Below are 23,632 nucleotides of genomic sequence, written 5' to 3'. Positions count from 1 at the left end.
CGAAACCCGCCGCACGTCGTTGCGGGCGGCCGCGACGGCCGTGGCTTCTCCATGAACCGGCGCATCGGCGACCTGCCTGCACCCGGCCACGCTCACGTCAAGAACTCGTCAGTATCGCTGCAATCGAGACCAAGACGAGCGGCGTAACCCCCAGCGCCCGGGCGCTGGCCGCTCTCGCCGGCCGCATTGGCGCTTTAATCCCGTCGACGCAGACGAGGCAGACGTCGATTCGAAACGAGCCTCGCGAATCGGCTCTCGGCGTCAGATCAAACCTGGTTCCGTCGCGGTCTCGCGAGTGCTTCGCCGCCGCCAAAACTCGTTCTCCTTTTCCGCACAACAGGCTCCGACAGGGCCTAAAGGCGCCAGACCATGGTCACGAACGGATTTTTATACGTGAAAACGTGCCGAACCTGCGCGATCACTGAAAAAAACGCTTGAATCTTTTTACGATCCGCATAGGTCACAAATGGTGTGAGCCAAACACAGGAAGCTACAAATGTCGGACAGTACTGAAGCCCTGCCACTCGACCGTGTCGAACTCGCCGCCGATCTGGTATCGGCTTATGTCTCCAACAATTCCCTGCCTGCCGCTGATCTTCCGGGGCTGATCTCGCAGGTTCACGCCGCGCTGGCCAATCTGTCCGCTCCTGCAGCTGCGCCGGACGAGTCGGTTGAGAAGGCTTCTTCGAGCCAGATCAAGAAGTCGATCACGCCGGATGCGCTGATCTCCTTTATCGATGGCAAGCCCTACAAGACGCTGAAGCGGCACCTTTCGACGCATGGCCTCGACTTCGAGACCTATCGCGCCCGCTACGGCCTGCCGGCCGACTACCCCACCGTCTCCGCCAACTACTCGGCTGCCCGCTCGGCGCTCGCCAAGGATCTCGGCCTCGGCCAGCAGCGCCGCAAGCCGGCCACCAAGGCCGCCGAGACGACCGAAGCCGTCAGCGAGGCTCCCAAGAAGACCCGCGGCCGCAAGAAGACCACCGAGGCGGCCTGAGCTCGACCCTCGATACCGCTCCGGCCCCGGCGATCAGAAACGCCCGGGGTCGGATGCTCGACCCCGGCCTCTCTCCGAGGCATCGGATCTGCCGGGCAGGCGGTCATTCGCCGCCGAAGGATCGATCACGCTTTTGTGCGATGCGCCGTTTCGCCGAAGCCGTGTGACGGATCAAGGCCATGGGTGGTCGGCACACATTGCATCGCACAACCAAGCACTCGCCAATCCTTGACCTCCCGGCGCCCCGCCTTTACGGCGCACGAAACCGCCTTGTGGAAGCGTAATCATCGCTGATGACAGACGACCCCTCCGAGAATCCTGTCGTCCTGCTCGTCGAAGACGATGGGCTTCTCCTGATGGAGGCCTCCGATACCCTCGCGGAGGCAGGCTTCACCGTTCTCGAAGCTCCCCATGCCGACAAAGCCTTGACCATGCTCGAGGGCCGCGATGACGTCGGCGTGCTGATGACCGACGTGGACATGCCGCAGGGCTCCATGGACGGTTTCGCGCTGGCCCGTCTCGTCTCCCGCCGCTGGCCCGAGATCCCGGTACTCGTCGTCTCCGGCATGGGCTTTCCCGGCCCGCACGATCTCCCGGAAGGCGCACGTTTCATTTCCAAGCCCTACCAGCCCTCGGCCCTGGTGCGGACGCTTCGCGCGGTGGTCAGCGCAGCCTGAACGCTGGATCGACCGCTCTCGCCGTCGCACGGCCTGAATGCGGCTGGCGGCCCCGGAATGACCATCGAGCAGGCGCAACCGCAAAGCGCCATGATCGCCGATCATCATGGAGCATCGAGGCCGCAAGCGAGCAGGCACATCCCAATGCGTGTCGTGTGGACGATCGGATCGCTGTTCGGCGTCGCGGTTTTGGCCGCGATCGCCATCGTGGCCGTGGACTACTTGCAGATCTTCCGCACCGAGCCCGCCCTCGTGCCCGCGTCCGAGCGCGCCGACCTCATCCTCGTCGAGAAGGGCGCTCGGCGGCTGACCCTGATGCGGGGTGAAAAGGTGCTCGCAACCTATCCCGTCTCGCTCGGCTTCAGCCCCGTCGGCCACAAGCAGCGGGAGGGTGACGGGCGCACGCCCGAGGGCCGCTACAAGATCGAGTACAAGAATCCGGGCAGCGTGGCGCATCTCTCGCTCAAGGTGTCCTACCCGAACCAGGCCGACGAAGCCGCGGCCGCATCGGGCGGCTATTCACCCGGCGGCGACATCATGGTCCACGGCATCATGAACGGGCTCGGCTGGATTGGCGGGCTCCACCGCCTCACCGACTGGACCAGCGGCTGCGTCGGCGTGACCAATGCCGAGATGGAGGCGATCTATTCGCGGGTCGACGTCGACACCCCGATCGAGATCCGGCCGTGAAGAGGCTGGTCTCCACCGCGCGAGGCGCCCGATAGAGAATCGCGAGTGCTCAAGCTAGACACGGTCTAAGGAGCCGCGGATCCGCATTCCGTGCCCGAAAGACGGAGTGTCCATGGCAGGCCAGACCTGGGATCGGGTGCCAATCGATGCCCAGAGCATCGAAGCTCCACTCTCCCGCGCCGCGATCTTCCTCGTCCTCGACATCGTCGAAGGCGATGCCGCGATCGCCAGTGTCCGCGCGACGCTCGACAGCCTCGACGACCTTCTCAAGACGGTCGGCTTTCGCGCCCTCGACGAAAAGCTGTCCTGCATCGCCGCGATCGGCTCCAGGCTGTGGGACCGTCTCGATCCGACCGAGCGCCCGGCCGAACTCAAACCTTTCACCCCCATCGACGGACCGGCACACAAGGCGCCCTCGACCGCAGGCGACCTGCTGTTCCACATCCGCGCGGAGCGGGTCGACCTGTGCTTCGAGCTCGCCAAGCTTCTGCTCGACGGGCTCGGCGACGCGGCCCGTGTCGTCGATGAGACCTCGGGCTTTCGCTACTTCGACGCGAGGGACCTCCTCGGCTTCATCGACGGCACGGCCAACCCGGTCGGTCAGGACATTCCGGACGCGGCCCTGGTGGGCGACGAGGATCCTCGCTTCGCCGGCGGCAGCTACGTCGTGACCCAGAAATACCTGCACGATCTCGTGACCTGGAAGGCGCTCGGCGCCGACGCGCAGGAAAAGATCATCGGCCGCACCAAGGCCGACAACATCGAGCTCGACGACGACGCGGCGCCCCGCAAGTCGCACAAGTCCCTCGCGACGATCGTCGACGCCGAGGGCGTCGAGCACGACATCCTGCGAGACAACATGCCGTTCGGAAGCGCCGGGCGGCGCGAGTTCGGCACCTACTTCATCGGATATGCGCGCCGTCTCTGGGTGATCGAGAAGATGCTGGAGCGCATGTTCGTCGGCGATCCGCCGGGCTCCTACGACCGGCTCCTCGATTTCTCGACACCGCAGACCGGCACGACCTTCTTCGCGCCATCGCGGTCCACGCTGGCGAAACTGGCTGGCGGCGGCGCTGCCTGATCGGCTGAAACGGCCGGGCCCGGCCGTTTCTAGAAATGCGTGCCGATCCTGAGGCGCGCCTGGTGCCGGTCGAAATTCGTCAGGTCCTGGTCGTAACCCATGCCGGTCTCGCTGCCCGCGACCTGTACGCCCCAGGCGAACGAGATCCACGTCGCGTCGGTCAATTCTCGATAGATCGTCGGCCCGAGATAGATCGCATCGCCACTGAAACGGTCGAGGGCCGTGCCGGAATAGGCCCGTGCGTAGCGGGCCTCGAGTCCGAGAAACGTGCCGGGCGCGAATTTTTGCGAGAGCGCCGCGGAGACCTCCAGGCCGGAGGCGCGCTGCATGGCATCGAACCCATCGATGCGTGACTGGCCGAGGGCATAGACGAGGTTCAGGCCCGCTACGAGTTGGCCCGGCACGATCTCGCGATCGAAGAGAAGCCCGAATTCCGCCGACACACCGCGCGCGCCGAGCCCTGTCGCCGGGTCGATCCGGTTCGCGCCGACCACCGTGTTGAGGGTGAGCCCGAACGGGGATTCCTGCCGCGTCAGCAGCCGGGTCCGCGCCTCGACCGAGGCCCCGCCGAGGCTCGTCAGGCGACGATCGTCGAGGCCCGGGCCTACGCCGATGTCGTAGGCCGCGAAGCTCAGGCCGGGGGCGATCCGGAAGCGCTCGCTCAGCGGCAGTTTCAGGACGACGGCGGAGTCCACGGCCTGGAATCGGCCGCCGCGCTTGCCCAGCCGGCCGGTCGTCTCGGATTCGAGTTCGCGCTCGCCGGGACCGCCGATGTCAGAGCCCTCGGTGAAGCCGAACAGGTGCTCGGTATCGACGTCGTGCACGGAGTCGGCCCGGGCGGCGTCCAGCGTCGCCGGGACGAGCGCCAGGGCGAGGACGATCGCCACAGGGTGGAGGGCGGGGTTGAGACGGGCAGCTCGCAAGGCAAGGCTCATATGTATAGCTTGTGCTATACCAGTTAGCCGTTGCGTTCCGGGCAGGTCAAGGCCCCGCCGGATGGCCTAGGGCGGAAACAGAGTCCGGGAAGGTACCCATAAGTCTGGTTGTCATAGCGATACGCACCAGCACAACGGAAAGACTGTCAAAACAAAGAGCAGCAAACCGGAGGAAGAGCGGCGGATGCGCGCCTACGAGATGTCTTCAGCCACCGGTCTCGAGTCCTGGTCGCTCGCCGAGCGCCCTGAACCTGAACCGGGCCGCGGACAGGTTCTCGTCAGGATTCACGCCGCATCGCTGAATTTTCGCGACATCCTGATCGCGAACGGCCTCTACCCGTTCTCCGTCAATCTCGATCGGCTGATCCCGCTCTCGGACGGCGCTGGCGAGATCATCGCCGTCGGTCCCGGCGTCAGGCGCTTCAAGGGTGGCGAGCGCGTCGCCGCCATCTTTTCGCAGTCGTGGCTGGGTGGTGCGCAGGTCTCGGACGCTTGGAACACGGCGCTCGGAGGCGCCATCGACGGCGTGCTGAGCGAATTCCAGGTCTTCGACGAGGATGGGCTCGTCGTGCTGCCGGATCATCTCTCCTTCGAGGAAGGCGCCGCCCTCCCCTGCGCCGCCGTGACAGCCTGGAACGCGCTCTACGGCGCGAAGCCGCTCAAGGCCGGCGAGACCGTGCTGACGCTCGGGACGGGCGGGGTCTCGATTTTCGCAATCCAGCTCGCCCACGCGGCCGGAGCACGGGTGATCGCGACGTCCTCAAGCGACGCGAAGCTCGAGAAGGCGCGCGCGCTCGGCGCCGACGCGGTCATCAACTACCGCAGCCAGCCCGATTGGGAGACGGAAGTCCGCAGGATCACCGGCGGCGCCGGGGTCGACCATGTCGTCGAGGTCGGAGGCGCCGGAACGCTGCCACGTTCGATCGCCTCGACACGGGCCGGGGGCCATATCGGGCTCGTCGGGTTGCTGGCCCAGGGCGAGCCGCTCGATCCGCTCGCCATCCTCGGCGCGAGTTGTCTCGTGCGCGGCGTGATGGTGGGCTCGCGCGAGATGTTCGAGGACATGAACCGCGTGATCGGGCTCCACCAGATCAAGCCCGTAATCGACAGGAGCTTTGCCTTCGACGAGGCGAAGCAGGCGCTCGCCCATCTCGCGGCGGGCACGCATGTCGGCAAGATCGTGGTGCGCGTCGCGGCCTGAGGCCGCTCAGTCCTCGCCCTGCGCGCGCGTGGCCCGGCGCGTCAGTGCCCTGAGGGCGCCGCGAAACGTCCTGACGTCCTGCTCGGTGAGCGCCATGCGGTGCAGCCGGTCGCGCATGTTGCGGATGATGCCGAGGCGCTTGTGCGGAGGGTAGAAGCCCGCCGCGCCCAGTGCCGATTCCAGGCTCTCGAACAGCGAGAGCACGGCCTCGCGGCTTGCCGGCGTGGAGGTCATCGCGCCATCGAAGCGCTGCCGGGCTAGACCGGCTGCCCTGCGCCACTCGTAAGAGACCAGGAGCACCGCCTGGGCGAGGTTGAGTGAGGGAAACTCTTCGGTGACCGGGAAGGTGACGATGGCGTCGGCCAGAGAGACCTCGTCATTCGAGAGGCCGACCCGCTCGCGCCCAAACAGAATGCCGACGCGCTGGCCGCCTCCTCTGCGCGCGGCGACCTCCTCCATGGCGGCATCGGGAGCATAGACCCGCTTCATCTGCCCGCGCTCACGTGCCGTGGTGGCGAGCACGAAGTTCAGATCGGCAATGGCCTCGCCGACGGTTGCGTAAAGCTGCGCACCGTCGAGGACATGGACAGCGCCCGAGGCCGCCTCGCGCACGCCCTTCTTGGGCCAGCCGTTCTTCGGCGCGACGAGGCGCAGTTCGGACAGCCCGAAATTCGCCATGGCGCGGGCCGTCATGCCGATATTCTCGGCCAGTTGCGGCTCGACCAGGATGACAGCGGGGGCGACGGTGCTCATTCCGGCCCTGTGACATGGACCAAGGCCGGCGAAAAGACGGCGCCCACCCCGCCCACGCCCTCATCATTAGGTTTGCGAAGCAGCCTCGAAGGAGGGCCCAGTTTTCGGTGCGATGACTGGACACCTCCTTCGAGGCCGACGCTGCGCGTCTCCACCTCAGGATCAGGTGTATTGATGCGAGAGCCGACTACCCGGCCGCTCNATTTGTGGACGATCTTGTCCTGGTTCTCGAGGAGCCAGTCGATCGAGGGCTCGTTGGTCATGGCCTTGCGGATCGCCTCGCACATGCCCTTGCGCTGGATCTCGAACATCGACTTGTGATCGACCGTCTCGGCCTCGATCACGCCGGGGCTGAGCCAGACCGAGCAGATGATGCCGAGGTCGTTGGCCTTCTCCTTGGGGATGTAGCCGGCGCGCACGGCGTCGAGCACGCCGTTGGCGATGGCATACTGCACCGTGCCCATCAGGATCGAGGTGTACTTGCTCTCGGTCACGCTAACCTTGGAGACACAGAGCGTCACCGGGCGCACCATGATGTCGGTGTTCAGGAGCGCGAAGACGCGGGAATGGCCGACGACCTGATCGCCGGTCAGGGTGGCGAGGGCGGTGCCGACCGGACCGTCGAGCTCGCCAATGATCACCTCGGGCTCGGCCGCCGTGTTCGGGGCGCCGCCTGCGACGAGGGCCTCGCCGGCGCGCAGGATGATACGGTCGCTCATGATGTCTCCTTCGGATTGCGGGATGGTCCCGAAACTGTCGCGCTCATGCCGGATATCCAGGGCCGACGCCATGCGGGTGGCGCGCGGGGGGTGCGTCCGCTAGATCCTCTCGCCCATGACGGAACAGGCAAGATCCGGCCGCGACGGCCTGCGCTACGCGGTGGCGCTCATCGAGATCTGGGGCGGCCTCAACGGCCTCTGGGGCCTGGCCCACGACATCGAGACGACGGCCTCGAAGATCCCGGTCACCCTGATGCCGGGGATCGCGATCATCGCCCTCGTGCTGATCGCAAGCGTCGTCGCCGGCGTCGCGCTCTGGCACGACCGGCGCTGGGGCTACACGCTGTCGATTCCGGTGCAGCTCTTCCAGGTCGTGTGGTTCGTCAGCGCCGGTCTGACCTTCCGCATCGCTGCCAGCGGCTGGATGCTCGCCGACCTGCTGCTGCGCTATGCTGGAGACGGGCTGGTCCTCGCCTGGCAGCTCGACCTGATCCACAAGGGCGCCTACGCGCTCTCCCTGGCGCCGCGTGAAGAGATCACCGTGGCAGTGAACCTGGTCGCCCTCGCGATCCTGGTCTGGCTCGCGATCCAACTGCGCCGAAGTTAAGCGTGGCCGATGACGGAATTCATCGATCGTAACTCAGGCCCTTTGTCGGGTTGTTGCAGCGCGTTATAGCGAGCCCCGACTTGGCCCTGGAAACGCTCCGCGGGCCGCCAGCGGGAACAGCACATGGCGAAGATCAAGGTAGCGAATCCGGTCGTCGAGCTCGACGGCGACGAGATGACCCGGATCATCTGGGCCGAGATCAAGAACAAGCTCATCCACCCCTATCTCGACATCGACCTCGAATATTACGACCTCGGCGTCGAGTACCGCGACCAGACCAACGACCAAGTCACCGTCGATGCGGCCGAGGCGATCAAGCGCCACGGCGTCGGCGTGAAATGCGCGACCATCACCCCCGACGAGCAGCGCGTCGAAGAGTTCAAGCTCAAGGAGATGTGGAAGTCGCCGAACGGCACGATCCGCAACATCCTCGGCGGCGTGATCTTCCGCGAGCCGATCATCTGCAAGAACGTGCCGCGCCTCGTTCCCGGCTGGACCCAGCCGATCGTGATCGGCCGTCACGCCTATGGCGACCAGTACCGCTGCACGAACTTCAAGGTGCCGGGCAAGGGCCGCCTCTCGATCAAGTTCGAGGGCGACGACGGCCAGGTCATCGAGCAGGAGGTGTTCAAGTTCCCGGACGCCGGCGTGGCGCTCGCCATGTACAACCTCGACGAGTCGATCCGCGACTTCGCCCGCGCCTCGCTGAATTACGGCCTCGCCCGCAAGTACCCGGTCTACCTCTCGACCAAGAACACCATCCTCAAGGCCTATGACGGACGCTTCAAGGACATCTTTCAGCAGGTCTACGAGGACGAGTTCAAGTCGCGCTTCCAGGCCCTCGGGATCTCATACGAGCACCGCCTGATCGACGACATGGTGGCCGCTGCGCTCAAGTGGTCTGGCGGCTATGTTTGGGCCTGCAAGAACTACGACGGCGACGTGCAGTCCGATACGGTGGCCCAGGGCTTCGGCTCGCTCGGCCTGATGACCTCGGTGCTGCTCACGCCCGACGGCCAGACCGTCGAGGCCGAGGCGGCACACGGGACGGTGACCCGCCACTATCGCGAGCATCAGAAGGGCAAGGAGACCTCGACCAACTCCATCGCCTCGATCTTCGCCTGGACTCGCGGCCTGTCGCATCGCGCGAAGCTAGACGGGAATACGGACCTCGCGAACTTCGCCGCGACCCTCGAGAAGGTCTGCGTCGACACGGTTGAGGCCGGCTTCATGACGAAGGATCTCGCGCTGCTCGTCGGGTCCGACCAGAAATGGCTCTCGACCACCGGCTTCCTCGACAAGGTCGATACGAACCTGAAGGCAGCGATGGGTGCGTAAAGCTCCCGGCGGGCGTCATCGTGTATTCGATCGATGACGTCCGTCCCGAAGGCGGCCGATCGAGCCGGGTTGCGAAAGGAGTGACCCGGCTTTTGTTTGTTTCCGAACATTTCTATTTCGGGCGCACTTGCAAAATTTCGGGGCATTTTCCGCGGTGATCACGCGGTTCGCAGTGGCCCCGATGAGCGACAATCGTTAATCTTGGTATATTCGACAGCGCCATGCGCTGTGCAGCCCGGGTTTTCCAGCATGGCGCGGGGGACGGATCGCTTCGACATCGAAGCGATCACCGACAAGATCTACGAGGCGTCGGTCGTCCCAGAAGCGTGGACGCCGGTTCTCGATTCGATGACGGACATTGCTGGCGGCGTCGGCACGATCCTTCTCGCCGCCGACACGACCGACTTTCGCTTCATCAGCACGAAGGGGCTCTCCGGGTTCGTCGAGAATTTCGTGGAGCAGGGCTGGCCCGACAGGAACACCCGGACACCGGCCGTGCTCAAAGCACGTCATGCCGGCTTCATCGTCGAGACGGACGTCTACACTCCGGCGGAGATCGAGCGAGACCCGCTGATCAACGAGTTTCTGCGCCCCCAGGGCCTCGGCTGGGCAACCGCGACGGCATTCCCGATGACGACCGGCGACACGCTGGTGTTCAGCATCGAGCGCGCCTTCCGCGATGGGCCGGTGCCAACGGAGGCGGTCTCGATCCTCGACAGCGTGCGCCCCCATCTTGGCCGCGCAGCGCTGATCTCCGGTCGGCTGCGCCTCGAGCGCGCCCGCGCGGCGGTCGAGACACTCGCGCTTCTCGGGTTGCCGGCCGGGATCATCAGCCGGGATTCGCGCCTCCAGGCGGTCAATTCGCTTCTCGACGCGCTGATCCCACTCACGGTTCGCGACGGAGCCGCACGGGTGGCCTTCGCCGACAGTGATGCCGACGACCTTCTCGCTGCCGCGCTCAACGCGGCGAGCCGGCAAGTGCCGCGCTCGATCCCGATCCCGGCGCGCGACAACAATCCAGCAATGGTCGCCCATCTGGTGCCTGTGCGGGGCGTCGCCCGCGACCTGTTCACCGGCAGCGCGTTCATCCTCGTCCTGACGCCGGTCGAGATGAACGCCGAGGGTCCGGATGCCGATCTTCTCCAGGGACTGTTCGACCTGACGGCTGCGGAGGCGCGCGTGGCGCGCGGGATCGTCGCCGGAGAGACAGTGGGGACGGTGGCCTTGCGCCAGGGTGTCAGCGAAAGCACCGTCCGCAGCCAGCTCAAATCGGTCTTTGCCAAGACCGGGATGAAGGGTCAGCTCGATCTGGTCAGGCTCGGCTCGGGACTCAAGCTGGTGCGGTCGTCGGACGACATCTGACGGCGAGCCGGGTCAGGACGCCTTAGCGGCCGCGTTTCGCTTACGGGTTGCTGCAGCCTTCTTCGCGGAGGCCGAGCGCTGCTCCGCGGTCCGGGACGCGGACGCTGCGCCGCCGCTGCGGCCACCCTTGTGTGAGGCGGGATGATCGGTCGACTTGCCGCGTCCCGAGCCACCGGGATGCTTGCCGCCGCCGTCGTCCTTGTTGACCGTAGCCCAGGCCCGGGACTCGGCCTCTTTCGCCGGCACGCCGCGCTTCTCGTAGGACTCGGCGATCGCGTCCGCCTTACGGATCTGCTTGTCGGTGTATTTCGATTTGTCGCCGCGGGGCATGGGCATCTCCATCCTTGCGCGGCGACGGACGGTCAGCCGCCGCTCGGGGCGTCGAGGGTGCTCCTGACCCGCCGCACGAGATCGGCGCGGCGGTAGGGCTTATTCAGGATGTCGAACTCCGATCCCCCCACGTCGGTTCGCTCGAGGCTGGCCTCGGCATAGCCGGTGGTGAGCAGGACCTTCAGCTCCGGCCGCCTGTCGCGGGCGGCGCGGGCGAGCGTAAGGCCGTTCATGCCGCCGGGCATGATCAGGTCCGAGAACAGCAGCGCGATGTCGGAACGCGCCTCCAGGATCTGCAGCGCCTCGCGGCCGTTGGCGGCGGTCAGGGTGGTGTAGCCGTAGTCGCGCAGGATGGTCCGGGCGAGGTCGGCCACGTCCTCGCGGTCGTCCACGATCAGCACCGTTTCCGTCCCCGCGTGGTCGGCCTCCGGCGCGGGCCTCTGGGCATCCGGCCGCACCTCCCCGCTGGTGGCGGGGAAGGACAGGCGCACGGTCGTGCCCTCTCCGACCACGGAGGAGACCTGCGCCGTCCCGCCTGATTGCTTGGCGAAGCCATAGACCATGGAGAGGCCGAGCCCGGTTCCCCTGCCCTCTTCCTTCGTCGTGAAGAATGGGTCCATCACCCGCGCGAGCATTTCCGGCGGGATGCCACTGCCCGTATCGGTGATCGACACGCTGACGAGACGCCTGCCATCTGCGCTGAAGCCGTCTTCGAGCCGCCGGTTCTCGGTGGTGATCGTGAGTCGTCCGCCCTTCGGCATGGCATCGCGGGCGTTGATCAGAATGTTGAGCAGCGCGACCTCAGCCTGCGTCGGGTCGATGCGGCAGGCCCAGAGATCGGGAGCGAGCCGGGTCTCGACCTCGACCTGCTCGCCGAGGGTGCGCCCCGCCAGCTCACCCATGCTCTCCACGAGATGGTTGAGGTTCACCGAGCGACCCTCGAGCCGCTGTTTGCGGGCGAAGGACAGGAGTTGCCCCGTCAGGGTCGCGGCGCGCTCCGCGGCCGTACGGATGTTGTCCGTGGCACGGCCGAGACGCGCGCGATCGGCATCCGGCTTGTCGAGCCCGGCCGCGACGATGTCGACATAGCCGAGGATGACCTGAAGCAGGTTGTTAAAGTCGTGCGCGATGCCGCCGGTGAGCTGGCCGAGCGCCTCCATCTTCTGGGCTTGGCCGAGGGCGTCCTCGGCGTCGCGACGCCGCGAGACATCGAGCTGCGACGCGAAGAAATAGATGATCTCCCCCGCCGCATCGAAGACGGGCGAGATGAACAGCGCGTTCCAGAAGGTCGAGCCGTCCTTGCGATGATTCAGGATCTCGACGGCCACTTCGCGGCGCTCCGCCAGCGCCCGGCCGATCGCGGCGACGGCTTCGCGATCCGTACCCGGACCCTGCAGGAAGCGGCAGTTGCGGCCGACCACCTCCGCCTTCGTATAGCCGGTCATCGCAAGGAAGGCGGCGTTGACGAAGACGATCGGCATGTCCGGCAGCCGAGGGTCGGCGATGACCATCGGCATGCGCGACATCTCGACGGCCGCGAAGAAGACCTTGTCCTCGGGGCGTCCGCTGTCCGATCCCGCCGGCTCGACGGGGGCGCCGCGCGCAAGAGCCGCCGGCTTATCGGAAGACGCGTCCATGGGCACCCACTCGCTTCCGCGCGGGGTGAGGCGTGCCTCGGCCCCGTCGGCCAACGTCAAAAACCGTAATCGGAACCCCGATGCCTGTCGATCAGGCCGCCGCCGGGATGAACAGGCACGGCCTCGTTCGCAGCCCCGGCGGATCGGCGTCGATGGCCCTCACGCCTCCTCGTCGAGCCCGAAGCGCACGCGCTCGCCATGGGTCCGCTCGAAGGCCTGCAGCACGTGCTGATAGGAGCGCTCCATGTCGGAGGCTGCCTTGCCTGGACTGGCCTCGGGCTTGAGCACGAACATCAGCATCGAGCGGCCGGTCACCGTGTAGTTCTCGCCGACGCCGAAACTGGTCAGTTCCTGGCTGTCGTGCAGGTTCGTGTCGAGGAGCCGCGTCCAGGCGACGCCGCCGGGCGTCTCGGGCAGCGTGAAGCCGACGCCTTCGTGATAGGAGTTGTAGAACAGGAGTACGGTCGCATCGCCACCACGGCGGTGGATTCCGGAGGCCTGCGCTCGGCCGTCGAGCAGCACGGCGAGCGAGCGGGAATTGCCGTCGTTCCAGTTCTCCGAGGTCATCTCGGTGCCGGCCGGCGTCAGCCAGGTCACGTCCTTGACGCCGAACTCCTCATCGACCCCGCCACTCACGAAGCGGCCGCGCGACAGCATCGGCAAGGCGTTGCGCAGCTGGATCAGGCGCCGCGCGAATTCCGCGAGTTCGCGCTCCTCAGGCCCGATCGCCTCCCAATCCATCCAGGAGACCTCGTTGTCCTGGCAATAGGCGTTGTTGTTGCCCTTCTGGCTGCGGGCGAATTCGTCGCCGGCCAGCAGCATCGGCGTCCCCTTCGAGAGGAAGAGCGTCGACAGCATGTTGCGCATCTGGCGCAGGCGGACCGCCAGAATCTCGGGATCATCGGTCGGACCCTCGACACCGTAATTGAAGGACAGGTTGTGGCCGTGGCCGTCGCGATTGTCCTCGCCGTTCGCCTCGTTGTGCTTCTCGTTGTACGAGACCGTGTCGGCCAGCGTGAAACCGTCATGCGCCGAAATGAAGTTCACCGAAGCCCATGGCCGGCGGCCGCGCTTATTGAACTTGTCCGCCGAGCCGGTGATCCGCGAGGCCAGCGATGGAAGCAGGCCCTCGTCGCCCTTCCAGTAAGCCCGCACGTCGTCGCGGAAGCGATCGTTCCACTCGGCCCAGCCCGGCGGGAAGCCGCCGACCTGGTAGCCGCCGGGACCGCAATCCCATGGTTCAGCGATGAGTTTGACCGAGTTGAGCACCGGATCCTGGCGGCAGGTATCCAGGAAGCCACCGCCCTCGTCGAAGCCGTAGGGCTCGCGTCCGAGGATGGTGGCGAGGTCGAAGCGGAAGCCGTCGACCCGCATCTCGGTGGCCCAGTAGCGCAGGCTGTCGGTGACGAGTTGCAGCACGCGCGGATGGGAGAGGTTAAAGGTGTTTCCGGTGCCGGTATCGTTGATGTAGTAGCGCGGCTCCTTCGGCATCAGCCGGTAGTAGGAGGCGTTGTCGATGCCCTTGAACGAGAGCGTCGGACCCTTCTCGTTGCCCTCGGCCGTGTGGTTGTAGACCACGTCGAGGATCACCTCGAGGCCGGCGCCGTGCATGCGCGCCACCATCTCCTTGAATTCGGAGAAGGCGAAGTCCGGCACCGCCGCGTAGCGCCGCGCCGGCGTGAAGAACGAGATCGTGTTGTAGCCCCAGTAGTTGGTGAGGCCCTTCTCCTGCAGGTAATCGTCCTGCACGAAGGCATGGACCGGCAGCAGCTCCACCGAGGTGACGCCGAGGCTCTTGATGTAGTCGAGCACGGCCGGCGTCCCGAGCCCGGCATAGGTGCCGCGCAGCTTCTCGGGGACCGCCGGATGGAGCTTGGTGAAGCCCTTAACGTGGGTCTCGTAGAAGATCGTCTTCTCCCACGGTACGTTCGGCTTGACGTCGCGCCCCCAGGTGAAGGCCGGGTCGATCACTTGGCACCGGCGCGTGAAGGGGGCGCTGTCGCGCTCGTCGAAGGTGAGGTCGTCACCCGTCTCCATCTTGTAGCCGAACAGGGCCGGGTTCCACGTGATGGAGCCGAGCAGGCCCTTGGCATAGGGGTCGATCAGCAGTTTGTTCGGGTTGAAGCGATGGCCGGCAGCGGGCTCGTAGGGTCCGTGCACACGATAGCCGTAGATCGTGCCGGGGCGGGCATCGGGCAGATAGCCGTGCCAGACCTCGTCCGTGTATTCGGGCAACGCGATCCGCTCGATCTCCTTCTCGCCAGCATCGTCGAACAGGCAGACCTCGACTTTCGTGGCGTGCGCCGAGAAGACCGCGAAATTCACGCCCTGACCGTCCCAGGTGGCACCGCGCGGATGCGGCGAGCCTTCGCGGATCCGCGAGCGCGAGAGCCGGGGCTTGGCGATCTCGGCGGCCGGTGTCGAGGATCGGGTGTCTGCTGGCGTCCTGCTGGCGAGGTCGTTGTTGGCGTCGGCCATGATCTCTCCGCTGATCGGCGCCGCCTTGGACGCCCCTCTCGATGCAGTCATGAACGCCGCTGGCGGCATGAAGCTCCGCCGTTGCGCGGGAAATATCGGCGCAGCGCCGAACGTGTCGCACCGGAAGCCGCTGCATTGCGGGAAGTTTCGATCAGGCAATGACTTTTTCAGAACCGGGCGTCGCCCCCACTCCTAAGTGTTGATTCACTTCGAACCGCTATCGTGCCGCGGAGTTGTGTCCTGCAGGCTGGAGTCGTTTGCGGTGGAGTTGGTTGCGTTGGGAAACGTGCAGGGACGTTTGTGCGGCGAACTGGCAGCGTCCATCGCCCGCTATCTGACCCAGGGCGATACGGAGGCCGAGGCCGGGTCCGAGGGCGCGACCTACTATCACGAATCCGAGCCCGCCTTCGAAGACGCGACCCGCATCCTCAAGGAGTTCGGCCTGGTGCGGCCGGTCCCGCGCGACGATAAACCGGACGAGACCTGGTACTGCCGTCACGCGCTGACCATGTCGTGCGAGACAATGCCCGCCCGTCTCGCCTGTGCGATCCCCGCGGATGACGAACGCATCGAGGCGCTGCTCTCAGCCTTCCTCGCCATCGCCTGTCAGCATGATGGCCTGTCCTCGGAGCGGGCGCCGTTCACGCCGCCATCCGACTATCGGGCCGCATTGCGCGCCCTCGCCCGCGCCGGCTACGCACAAGCCGTCGGCAGCGCTTATCGCTGGACCGACAAGACCGGTCCCGCCATGGAGCGGATCGAGGCCTGGGATCAACAAGGCCGGTCGCTTGCAACCCTTCGCGAGGAAGATCGTCTGGCGCAGGCCGATGCGGCCTGGCGCACCATGCCCGAGACGATCCGCCGGGCGCATTTCGGCAAGCAGCCGGTGCGGGTCGTTCCCGTGGTCGAGGCCCTGACCATGAGCTGGCGTGACGGCGCCTGGCATCCGGTGACGCGTGAGGTGCCAGCGGTGTCGGACGGGCAGATCGCCCTCGCACGCCGGCTGATCGATCTGGCTCAAGGCCGAGGCTGAGCGGCCTTCGGCTCAGACGTTCGATCCATGAGCGCTGAGCGAGACATCGTCGACATCACCCGCATCTTCCACGAACCGGCGGTGGCCGACTTTCCGCGCGGCCGGGAGATCCTGGGCCGCTTTCCCGATGCCGAGCGCGTCCTCGTACCCTCGCATTGGAACATCCCCTCGCTTCACGGCAACCAAGGGTCCGTCGAAGACTGGGTGCGCATCAAGCGCTCGACCCTCGTGCTGGGCGTGAAGAAAGGGCTCACCGTGAGGCCCAATGGGCGCAGCGCCCATTTCATCGCGCCCTCCACCTCGAACGGCTGCGCCATGGCCTGCGCCTATTGCTACGTTCCGCGCCGCAAGGGTTTCGCCAACCCGATCTCGCTTTTCGTGAACACGCAGGCCATCGGCGAGGCGATCCGTCGGCACGCCGAGAAACAGGGACGATTGCCCGAGCCGGACCAGGTCGATCCGTCGCTCTGGGTCTACGATCTCGGCGAGAACGGCGACCTCTCGGTCGACGCCATGCTCAGCGACACGGTGCGCGACCTCGTCGGGTTGTTTCGCGACATCCCGAACGCCAAGGGCTCTTTCGCCACCAAGGCGGTGAACCGCGACCTGCTCGGCTACGATCCGCAGGGCAAGACCCGCATCCGGTTTTCGCTGATGCCAGCCCGGATCGCGCGGGTCGTCGACGTGCGAACGACCGCGATGTCGGAGCGCATCGCTGCGATCGACGACTTCCTGCGTGCCGGCTACGAGGTCCACATCAACTTCTCGCCGGTGATCCTCTACGAGGGCTGGGAAATGGACTGGCGGGCGCTGTTCGAGGAGATCGACGACACAATCTCGGACGCCGCCAAGGCCCAGCTCAAATGCGAGATCATCATGCTGACCCACAATGCGGGTCTGCACGCGGTGAATCTCGGCTGGCACCCAAAGGCGGAGAGCCTGCTCTGGCGGCCGGACATCCAGGAGGCCAAGCGCTCCGAGGGCGGCGGCGATAACTTGCGCTACAGAACCGGTTGGAAGGGCCGATGGCTCACGCGGTTCAAGGCTCTACTCCACGAACGGATGCCCTATTGTCGGGTGCGATACGCGTTCTGACGGATCTTCACAGGTGTCCGCTATGACGAGCCACGAAATCCATCTCCGAGAAGCCATAGCCCTCGGCCGCGCCAACATTGCGGAGGGCGGCACGCCCTATGGTGCGGTGATCGTCCACGAGGGCAAGGTGATCGCGCGCGCGGCCAACCAGGTTCACGCCACCAACGACCCGACGGCCCATGCCGAGTCCGTGGCCCTGCGCGAAGCCGGCCGCGTTCTCGGACGTCCGAAGCTCGAGGATTGCGTCGGCTATGCGAGCGGGCGGCCCTGCCCGATGTGCCATGCCGCCATGCGGCTCGCGGGGATCGGAGAGGCGTATTTCGCCTTCACGGCCGAGCAGGCTGCGGAACATGGCGCAGGCAATGCCGCGCTCTACGGCGAACTCTGCCGGCCGCTTGAGGAGCAGCCGATGCGCGTGCGCCATCTCCTCATCGCGGACGAGCCGGCGCCCTATGCCGAGTGGGCCGGGAGCAAGAAACGCTGATGCGGCTCAGTGCGTCCAAGGGGCCGTGCGGTTGAACTTGAAATTGTCCGAATAGGACAGGCCTTTGCGCAAGATCTGCGGGCGGGGCTTCTCGACGCGGTAAGCGATGCCCTCGCGCTTCGCATAGGCGATGGCTTCTTCCTCGGTGTCGAATTCGAGCCGCACCTGCTGCAGCATGTCCGACGAAGAGGTCCAGCCCATCAGCGGGTCCTTCTCGCGCGGGCTCGTCCGGTCGAATTCCAGCAGCCATTGCTTGGTGCGGGCGAGGCCCGACTGCGAGGCATCCTTCGAAGGGCGGAAGATGCGGGCGCTCGACATCGACGGAACGGTCTCCGGAAAGAATGGTCGGGGCGATAGGATTCGAACCTACGACCCTCTGGTCCCAAACCAGATGCGCTACCAGACTGCGCTACACCCCGACACGCTCACGCGCCATCGGGGAATAGGGTTTTAGCGGTTCTCCGGCAAGGCCTCGGCGACATAGGTGGCCCGTTCGGAGACCGATCTCGTGCTGGCAGCCGGGCATCTCAAGCCAGGCTGCGAGAACGCCCTCGGAACCGGAGCCTCGTCAGCCCTGTAGCGCAGCCGCATGTGCGCCACGCAGGACGACCAGAACCGGCTGGGCGGCGTGGTTCATCAATTCACGATCGGAGGTCGCGTCGGCATCGTGCTCGTGAAACGAATCCAGCTTCCGCTGAGCGCGCAACTCGACCGACCGTAGCAGTTCGCGAGCCGGCTCCTCGTCGATCTTCAGCAGAGACCGGGCCAGATCGGCATACGCCTCGCCGAGCAGAACGAACGCAAGCTGAGCTGCAGTGTTCATAGGCTGGTGATCGACGTGTATCATCATCACACCTCACAATCTCTATATGTATCCGCATATAAATCAATATTCAGATTGTGACAATTATGCGGTGAGTGAGCTTGGCCGAAATCATCGCGCGATTATTTGTGTATACTTGTGGAAAACTGGGGAGCTTGGGCGCGGCCCGATCGTGTCGGCGAAGCAGAACGCCTTCGGCGTCGGCTCTGCCGTGGAGACCCGCACCGGGCAGGAGCGGTTTACAGGCGAGCGCTCTCACCGCATCACTTCGGCATGATCGAAGCCGAGACGAGCCCTCGGCGCTTCCCGGATGTGACGCCCCTGGTGCCGCCGGTGCCGGCGCCCCCCGAGCATGATCTGCCCCTCTTCCGGTTCATCGCGACAGTCGGCAGCAACGGTATCGGGATCTGGCCACGCGAGGCCTACGAGACCCCCGTCCAGCGACGCAGGCTGTTCGGGCGCGAGCGCGTCACCGTCAGCGACCCCGAGGCCGTGCGGCGCGTTCTCGTGGACAATACCGAGAACTATGCGCGCACGGCGATCTCGGTCCGGATGCTGCGCCCGGTTCTTGGCGACGGCCTTCTCATCAGCGAGGGCGCCGCCTGGCGCCACCAGCGCCGTACCCTCGCGCCGGCCTTCACCCCGCGTGCGGTGGAGCTGTTGGCGCCGCATATCCTCACGGCCACCGAAGAGGCGATCTGCAGGCTCGACACCGCGGCGGGCCAGGGCGACGTCGACCTGTTCGGCGCGTTGCAGCATCTCGCGCTGGAGATCGCAGGCCGCACCATGTTCTCGGTCGGCATGGCGCGGCACGGCGGAAAACTGCGCGCCCTGGTCGAGGACTACCAGCAACGGCTCGGCCGGCCACACCTGCTCGATTTCCTGCTTCCCCTGCGCTGGCCGAGCCCGCACGATGTCGCCCGGTCGCGTTTCCGCAGGACCTGGACGGCGTTTCTCGACGGGGTCATCGCCGATCGTGGCAGCGGACGCACAGGCGCAGCGCAGGACCTGCTCGATCTTCTCGGCGAGGCGCGTGATCCGGAAAGCGGGCGTGCCTTCGGCCCGGACGAGTTGCGCGACCAGGTGGCGACGCTGATCCTTGCCGGCCACGAGACGACGGCGCTGACGCTGCTCTGGGCGTGCACCCTGTTGGCGCAGACACCGGTGATCCAGGAAGCCGTTGCCGCGGAGGCGTGCGCCGACACCGGTTCGGGCGACCTGATGAAGCGCCTGCCGCTGACACGGGCCGTCTTGGACGAGACCCTGCGGCTCTATCCACCCGCCTTCATCATGGCGCGGCTCGCGCGCGGCCCTGACAGGCTCGTGGGCCACGACATTGCAGCCGGGACCATCGTGATCATCTCGCCGTGGCTGCTTCACCGGCATCGCACGCTCTGGCAGATGCCGGATGCGTTCGATCCGTCGCGATTCCTCCACGGAGCGCCCGTGCCGCCGCGCTTCGCCTACCTGCCTTTCGGGGCGGGCCCGCGCGTGTGCATCGGTGCCCAGTTCGCGCTCACGGAAGCCGTGCTGGCGCTGTCACGCCTGCTCGCGCGATTCCAGATCGAACTGGCCAGTGACAGACCGGTCCTGCCGGCGCCGATCGTGACCACGCAGCCCGATCATGCACCGGCGTTCCGGTTGACCCCGCGCGGGAGCTGATCGCGCGCGGAGTTTGTCAGGCGGAGGCCCGAAGGGGAGCCGCGTCGACGGGGATCTCGATATCCACGCCGAGCGTCGAAACACCCTGGCCGCGCTCGAGCTTGATCTGCACCTTGTCGGCGTCGACCTTCACGTGCTTGGCAATGACCGCGAGAATCTCTTCGCGCAGCGTGATCACCAGGTCCGGACGGCCGGTTTCGGACCGCTCGTGCGCGATGATCAGTTGCAAGCGCTCGCGGGCGGCAGAGGCCGAGCCGCGGGGCCTGAGGAACGTCAGAACACTCATGCTGCCCTCCGTGTGAACAGCTTGTTGATCAGGGACTTGCGATCGGACGGGATCGCCATCGCAACGGTTTCGCCCTTCAGGCGGCGCACGGCGTCGATGTAGGCACGCGACGGGGCGCAGAGCGGGTTGTTCAGCGTCACCGGGCAGCCGACATTCGAGGCGCGGAGCACTTCGAGGCTTTCCGGGATGATCGCGAGCAGCGGGATCGAGAGGATCTCGAGCACGTCATCGACCTTGAGCATGTCGCCGCGATCGGCGCGGGCGGGGTCGAAGCGGGTGAGCACCAGGTGCTTCTCGATGGTCTCGCCCTTCTCAGCGCGGACCGTCTTCGAGTCGAGCAGGCCGATGATCCGGTCGGAGTCACGCACCGAGGAGACTTCGGGGTTGGTGACGACGACGGCGACGTCGGCGTGGCGCATCGCGAGCTGGGCGCCGCGCTCGATCCCGGCCGGGCTGTCGCAGACGATCCAGTCGAACTTCTCGCGGAGCTCGCCGATCACGCGCTCGACGCCGGCATCGGTGAGGGCGTCCTTGTCGCGGGTCTGCGAAGCGGGCAGCAGGGCGAGGTTCTCGAGCCGCTTGTCACGGATCAGAGCCTGGTTGAGCTTGGCGTCGCCATTGGTGACGTTGATCAGGTCGTAGACCACACGGCGCTCGGCGCCCATGATCAGGTCGAGGTTGCGCAGGCCGACGTCGAAATCGACGACGCAGACCTTCTCGCCGGCCTGGGCCAGAGCCGCACCGAGAGCGGCGGTGGTGGTCGTCTTGCCGACACCACCCTTTCCGGATGTCACACAGAGAACCTTGGCCATCTGATCGTTTCCCTTGAAGCCAAATCGTTGTTGTCGGGAGCGGGGCTCAGATGAGCGCCGCAATCTTGATCGCGCCGCCGTCGAGCCAGATCTGCGCGGCCTGGCCGCGCAGGTGGTTACCCATGTCCTCGGCGGTGCGGACGAGGCGGTCGATGCCAAGAAGCTCGGGCTCGAACTTCCGGCAATAGATGCGGGCGCGCGGATTCTTGGCAGCACCGGCGATGACCCGGCCGCGCAGGGCGCCATAGACGTGGACGGAACCGCCCGCGAGGATCTCGGCACCGGAAGAGACGGAGCCCATCACGGTCACGTCCCCCTCGTGGTGGACGATGGTCTGGCCGGATCGCACCGAACCCTCGATGGTCAGCGAGGTCATCGGAGGCTTCTCCTCCTCGATCACGACCTCGACGGAGTCCGCAGCAGGACGTCCATTGACGAGGAAGGGCGGCAGGCCGGCAGCCTCGCAGGACGCCCCCTCGATGCCGAGGATTTGGATGCGGCGGCCCGACAGCTCGGCGATGAGGCTTTCGATGTCCGCAGCCTCCGAGCCGAGGTTGGCTGCGTCGAGGATCACGCCTTTGCCGGCGAACAACGTCGGCGAGCGCTTGAGCGCTTCATCGAGCAGGGCGAGCCAGTCGGAGACCGGAGCCTGGGGCGCCAGGGCAAGCGCGCGAAAGACGCGGCCGCGGCAGGCGAAAACGGGGAGTGTAGGAGCAGGGCTCGTCACGGGCGTGAACTTTTCCTTACCGACGCGCCCATTCAGCGCCGGCATGGTTACTGCGCGGTTAATTTTTCCGATGACTCGGCAAGATTTGCCGGGTTCGATCAGCGAGGCCACACCCGCTGCTCGATGTGAAATCTATAAAGATCAACAACTTACTTTGATCTGTAGCCGGATTGCATCCGTTAAGGATTCGCAAGCTTCAGGCTGAGGATCGCCTGATCCTGTGATCGGACGAATCAGGGAGACCTCCGGCACTCCGCGTCTCGACGCTGCGCAACCGGCGCCGCAAGCCACGGTCGTGCTCGGCAATCGCCGAAACGAGGCACCGCGGGTGGATCCTCGGGCCCGTTTCCAGCGGCCCGGGATGTCCAATTGGGAGGCTCAGCCCACCTCGACCCGGCCGTCGAGCCCGATGATGCGCGCGAGGCCGCGCACCCGGTTGAGCAGGCGCTCGCCATCGAGGGGCCGCAACTCGGGCGGCAGCCTCAAAACGACCTTGCCGCCGTTGACGACGAGCGGTGTCCGATTGAGCACCCCCTCCATGCCCGCCGTGATCGGGAACGCCACGCGCAACAGCCCTGCGATAAGCCGGGCGCGGTCCAGAAGGCGAGGCCCCGCGAGGTCGCGCAGGGTCTGGCTTGCCTTCTCCGGGGCGATACCCTCGTGCCGGAAATAGCCGGTCAGCGCGAGATAGGCCCGGCCCGGATGATCGATGCCGGTGAAGGAGGCGTTGGCGATGACGTTGAGACCCTGCTCGCCGCGATAATCGGGATGCGCCCGCCAGTTGATATCGGACATCAGACAAGCGGCATGACGCAGGCGGCGCTCGTCGGCAGTTTCGGGACCGTCCAGGGTGGCGACGAAATGATCGGTCCACCGACGCAGCTCTTCGCCGTGCTCCGGCGAGCGGGCGCGCTGCTCGTTCAAGACCTGGGCCGCCGCGATAAGCGGGTCGAGAGCGCGGGTCTCGCGGTCGAGCTGCTCGAACAGTAGCCCTTCGCGCACGCCGAGCGCCGAGATGGCGACCTCGCGGGGGCGGCCGATGTTGATGATCTCTTCGAGCACCACGGCGCCATAGGCGAGCAGCGGTCGCCGTGCCTCCGAGACCAGCGTCTCGACGTCCTGTAGGGCGCTCGCCTCGCTCTTCTCGACCATGTCGAGGAAGGCCAGCGTGTCCTGCGGGTCGACCTTGTAGCCGTGCATCACGTGAAGATCGTAACCACGTGCTGCCATGTGCAGCTTGGCGAGTGCGCGCCAGGTGCCGCCAACGGCGTAGAAGGTCCGCCCGCGCATGGTCTCGAGCTGCGGCTCGGCCTTCTTGAGATGCTCGCGCGCGATCTTGCGGGCCTTCTTGGCAGAATCGCCGGAGAGGTCCTGGAGAGCGAGACCGCCGAGGGGCATGGTCACGCCCTGCCCCACCGTCGATCCGCGGACGTCGACCAGTTCGAGCGAGCCGCCACCGAGGTCGCCGACCACACCGTCCGGTCCGTGGAACCCGGACACGATCCCGAGCGCGGAGAGTTCGGCCTCGCGCCGGCCCGACAACAGCTCGATGTTCTGGCCCAGAATGTTCTCGGCCGCCTTGATGAAGGCCGGCCCGTTCTCGGCGTCGCGCGCGGCAGCGGTCGCGAGGACGAAAATGCGTTCGACCTTGATGGTGTCGCAGAGGACCCGGAACCGGCCGAGCGCGTGCAAGGCCCGGCGAACCGCCTCGTCGCTCAGGCGCTTGGTCGAGAAGACGCCGCGGCCGAGGCCGCACAGCACCTTCTCGTTATACAGCGGCGTTGGAGCGCGGGTCAGCCCGTCATAGGCGACGAGCCGGACCGAGTTCGATCCGATATCGATGATGGCGACGGGTTTTAGCCGATCAGGCATGGGCAGGTCGGCGGAATGTGCCAGCTTCAG

The 23,632-nt window shown here is 66.2% G+C and carries 23 protein-coding genes, 1 tRNA gene and 1 pseudogene; 12 read left to right on the top strand and 13 right to left on the bottom strand.

The window, feature by feature from the left end; genetic code table 11:
• Positions 1-496 precede the first annotated feature (496 nt).
• The 4 genes from HCU64_RS17240 to HCU64_RS17225 all read left to right on the top strand — a co-directional run bounded on the left by HCU64_RS17240 (position 497) and on the right by HCU64_RS17225 (position 3,448).
• Entirely contained in the window at positions 497-1,000 is a 504-nt protein-coding gene (locus tag HCU64_RS17240; protein WP_233385373.1) for a MucR family transcriptional regulator, read from the top strand.
• A 293-nt stretch (positions 1,001-1,293) separates the two neighbouring features.
• A complete protein-coding gene (locus HCU64_RS17235) occupies positions 1,294-1,677 on the top strand; it encodes a response regulator (protein ID WP_233385372.1) in 384 nt (127 codons plus the stop codon).
• Positions 1,678-1,821: 144 nt separating this feature from the next.
• Positions 1,822-2,367 carry a L,D-transpeptidase family protein gene (locus HCU64_RS17230; protein WP_233385370.1) on the top strand — a complete coding sequence of 182 codons (546 nt, stop codon included), beginning with the start codon at positions 1,822-1,824 and terminating at the stop codon, positions 2,365-2,367.
• A gap of 112 nt (positions 2,368-2,479) precedes the next feature.
• The gene (locus HCU64_RS17225) at positions 2,480-3,448 is read left to right on the top strand and encodes a Dyp-type peroxidase (RefSeq protein WP_233385368.1); all 969 of its coding nucleotides are present in this window, start codon (positions 2,480-2,482) and stop codon (positions 3,446-3,448) included.
• 29 nt (positions 3,449-3,477) lie between these two features.
• Here HCU64_RS17225 and HCU64_RS17220 read toward each other — a convergent pair whose 3' ends face one another.
• Positions 3,478-4,371 carry a hypothetical protein gene (locus HCU64_RS17220; protein ID WP_233385366.1) on the bottom strand — a complete coding sequence of 298 codons (894 nt, stop codon included), beginning with the start codon at positions 4,369-4,371 and terminating at the stop codon, positions 3,478-3,480.
• Between the two features lie 196 nt (positions 4,372-4,567).
• On the opposite strand from HCU64_RS17220, the gene HCU64_RS17215 reads away from it, so the two are divergent.
• Positions 4,568-5,584 (top strand): zinc-dependent alcohol dehydrogenase family protein, encoded by a 1,017-nt coding sequence (locus tag HCU64_RS17215; RefSeq protein WP_233385365.1) that lies wholly within the window; start codon positions 4,568-4,570, stop codon positions 5,582-5,584.
• Between the two features lie 6 nt (positions 5,585-5,590).
• On the opposite strand, the gene HCU64_RS17210 is transcribed toward HCU64_RS17215, so the two are convergent.
• Both HCU64_RS17210 and HCU64_RS17205 read right to left on the bottom strand, forming a co-directional pair.
• A complete protein-coding gene (locus HCU64_RS17210) occupies positions 5,591-6,337 on the bottom strand; it encodes an RNA methyltransferase (protein WP_233385364.1) in 747 nt (248 codons plus the stop codon).
• A 203-nt stretch (positions 6,338-6,540) separates the two neighbouring features.
• Positions 6,541-7,056 (bottom strand): annotated as a pseudogene (locus HCU64_RS17205) (formaldehyde-activating enzyme); the annotation flags it as partial.
• 115 nt (positions 7,057-7,171) lie between these two features.
• Between HCU64_RS17205 and HCU64_RS17200 the strand changes: the two are divergent.
• From HCU64_RS17200 to HCU64_RS17190, 3 genes are all read left to right on the top strand, one after another.
• Positions 7,172-7,663 (top strand): hypothetical protein, encoded by a 492-nt coding sequence (locus HCU64_RS17200; RefSeq protein ID WP_233385363.1) that lies wholly within the window; start codon positions 7,172-7,174, stop codon positions 7,661-7,663.
• Between the two features lie 123 nt (positions 7,664-7,786).
• Positions 7,787-9,001 (top strand): NADP-dependent isocitrate dehydrogenase, encoded by a 1,215-nt coding sequence (locus HCU64_RS17195; protein WP_233385362.1) that lies wholly within the window; start codon positions 7,787-7,789, stop codon positions 8,999-9,001.
• 249 nt (positions 9,002-9,250) lie between these two features.
• Positions 9,251-10,363: a helix-turn-helix transcriptional regulator gene (locus tag HCU64_RS17190; protein ID WP_233385361.1), complete on the top strand. Its 1,113-nt coding sequence runs from the start codon at positions 9,251-9,253 to the stop codon at positions 10,361-10,363.
• A gap of 12 nt (positions 10,364-10,375) precedes the next feature.
• Here HCU64_RS17190 and HCU64_RS17185 read toward each other — a convergent pair whose 3' ends face one another.
• The 3 genes from HCU64_RS17185 to glgX all read right to left on the bottom strand — a co-directional run bounded on the left by HCU64_RS17185 (position 10,376) and on the right by glgX (position 14,808).
• Positions 10,376-10,693 (bottom strand): plasmid stabilization protein, encoded by a 318-nt coding sequence (locus HCU64_RS17185; RefSeq protein ID WP_233385360.1) that lies wholly within the window; start codon positions 10,691-10,693, stop codon positions 10,376-10,378.
• Between the two features lie 32 nt (positions 10,694-10,725).
• Positions 10,726-12,330 carry a histidine kinase famiy protein gene (locus HCU64_RS17180; protein ID WP_267922457.1) on the bottom strand — a complete coding sequence of 535 codons (1,605 nt, stop codon included), beginning with the start codon at positions 12,328-12,330 and terminating at the stop codon, positions 10,726-10,728.
• A 159-nt stretch (positions 12,331-12,489) separates the two neighbouring features.
• Positions 12,490-14,808 (bottom strand): glycogen debranching protein GlgX, encoded by a 2,319-nt coding sequence (gene glgX, locus HCU64_RS17175; RefSeq protein WP_233385358.1) that lies wholly within the window; start codon positions 14,806-14,808, stop codon positions 12,490-12,492.
• Positions 14,809-15,094: 286 nt separating this feature from the next.
• Between glgX and HCU64_RS17170 the strand changes: the two genes are divergently transcribed.
• The 3 genes from HCU64_RS17170 to HCU64_RS17160 are packed head-to-tail and all read left to right on the top strand — an operon-like array spanning position 15,095 to position 17,420.
• The gene (locus HCU64_RS17170; RefSeq protein WP_233385356.1) at positions 15,095-15,841 is read left to right on the top strand and encodes a hypothetical protein; all 747 of its coding nucleotides are present in this window, start codon (positions 15,095-15,097) and stop codon (positions 15,839-15,841) included.
• 27 nt (positions 15,842-15,868) lie between these two features.
• Positions 15,869-16,936 carry a spore photoproduct lyase family protein gene (locus HCU64_RS17165; protein WP_233385355.1) on the top strand — a complete coding sequence of 356 codons (1,068 nt, stop codon included), beginning with the start codon at positions 15,869-15,871 and terminating at the stop codon, positions 16,934-16,936.
• Between the two features lie 22 nt (positions 16,937-16,958).
• Entirely contained in the window at positions 16,959-17,420 is a 462-nt protein-coding gene (locus tag HCU64_RS17160) for a nucleoside deaminase (RefSeq protein WP_233385353.1), read from the top strand.
• 6 nt (positions 17,421-17,426) lie between these two features.
• Here the strand turns inward: HCU64_RS17160 and HCU64_RS17155 are convergent, their stop codons facing one another.
• The 3 genes from HCU64_RS17155 to HCU64_RS17145 form a co-directional block, all read right to left on the bottom strand.
• Positions 17,427-17,738, bottom strand: coding sequence for an ETC complex I subunit (locus tag HCU64_RS17155; RefSeq protein WP_233385352.1), 312 nt, complete (start codon positions 17,736-17,738; stop codon positions 17,427-17,429).
• Positions 17,739-17,762: 24 nt separating this feature from the next.
• A tRNA-Pro gene (locus HCU64_RS17150) sits at positions 17,763-17,839 on the bottom strand.
• A 149-nt stretch (positions 17,840-17,988) separates the two neighbouring features.
• Positions 17,989-18,243, bottom strand: coding sequence for a hypothetical protein (locus tag HCU64_RS17145; RefSeq protein ID WP_233385351.1), 255 nt, complete (start codon positions 18,241-18,243; stop codon positions 17,989-17,991).
• A 273-nt stretch (positions 18,244-18,516) separates the two neighbouring features.
• Between HCU64_RS17145 and HCU64_RS17140 the strand changes: the two genes are divergently transcribed.
• Positions 18,517-19,905, top strand: a complete 1,389-nt coding sequence (locus HCU64_RS17140) for a cytochrome P450 (protein ID WP_233385350.1) — start codon at positions 18,517-18,519, stop codon at positions 19,903-19,905.
• 16 nt (positions 19,906-19,921) lie between these two features.
• On the opposite strand, the gene minE is transcribed toward HCU64_RS17140, so the two are convergent.
• The 4 genes from minE to ppx all read right to left on the bottom strand — a co-directional run bounded on the left by minE (position 19,922) and on the right by ppx (position 23,602).
• On the bottom strand, positions 19,922-20,191 hold the full coding sequence (gene minE / locus HCU64_RS17135) for a cell division topological specificity factor MinE (RefSeq protein ID WP_233385349.1): 270 nt from the start codon (positions 20,189-20,191) through the stop codon (positions 19,922-19,924).
• Entirely contained in the window at positions 20,188-21,003 is an 816-nt protein-coding gene (gene minD / locus HCU64_RS17130; RefSeq protein ID WP_233385348.1) for a septum site-determining protein MinD, read from the bottom strand. Before minD ends, minE begins: the two co-directional genes overlap by 4 nt.
• Positions 21,004-21,049: 46 nt before the next feature.
• Positions 21,050-21,730, bottom strand: coding sequence for a septum site-determining protein MinC (minC, locus tag HCU64_RS17125; protein ID WP_233385347.1), 681 nt, complete (start codon positions 21,728-21,730; stop codon positions 21,050-21,052).
• 378 nt (positions 21,731-22,108) lie between these two features.
• Entirely contained in the window at positions 22,109-23,602 is a 1,494-nt protein-coding gene (ppx, locus tag HCU64_RS17120) for an exopolyphosphatase (protein WP_233385345.1), read from the bottom strand.
• Positions 23,603-23,632 lie beyond the last annotated feature (30 nt).

This window comes from Methylobacterium sp. C25, assembly GCF_021352225.1.
Lineage (GTDB): Bacteria > Pseudomonadota > Alphaproteobacteria > Rhizobiales > Beijerinckiaceae > Methylobacterium.
Note: the sequence above shows the minus strand (reverse complement) of the source record. Positions and strands in the feature narration are given on the sequence as shown.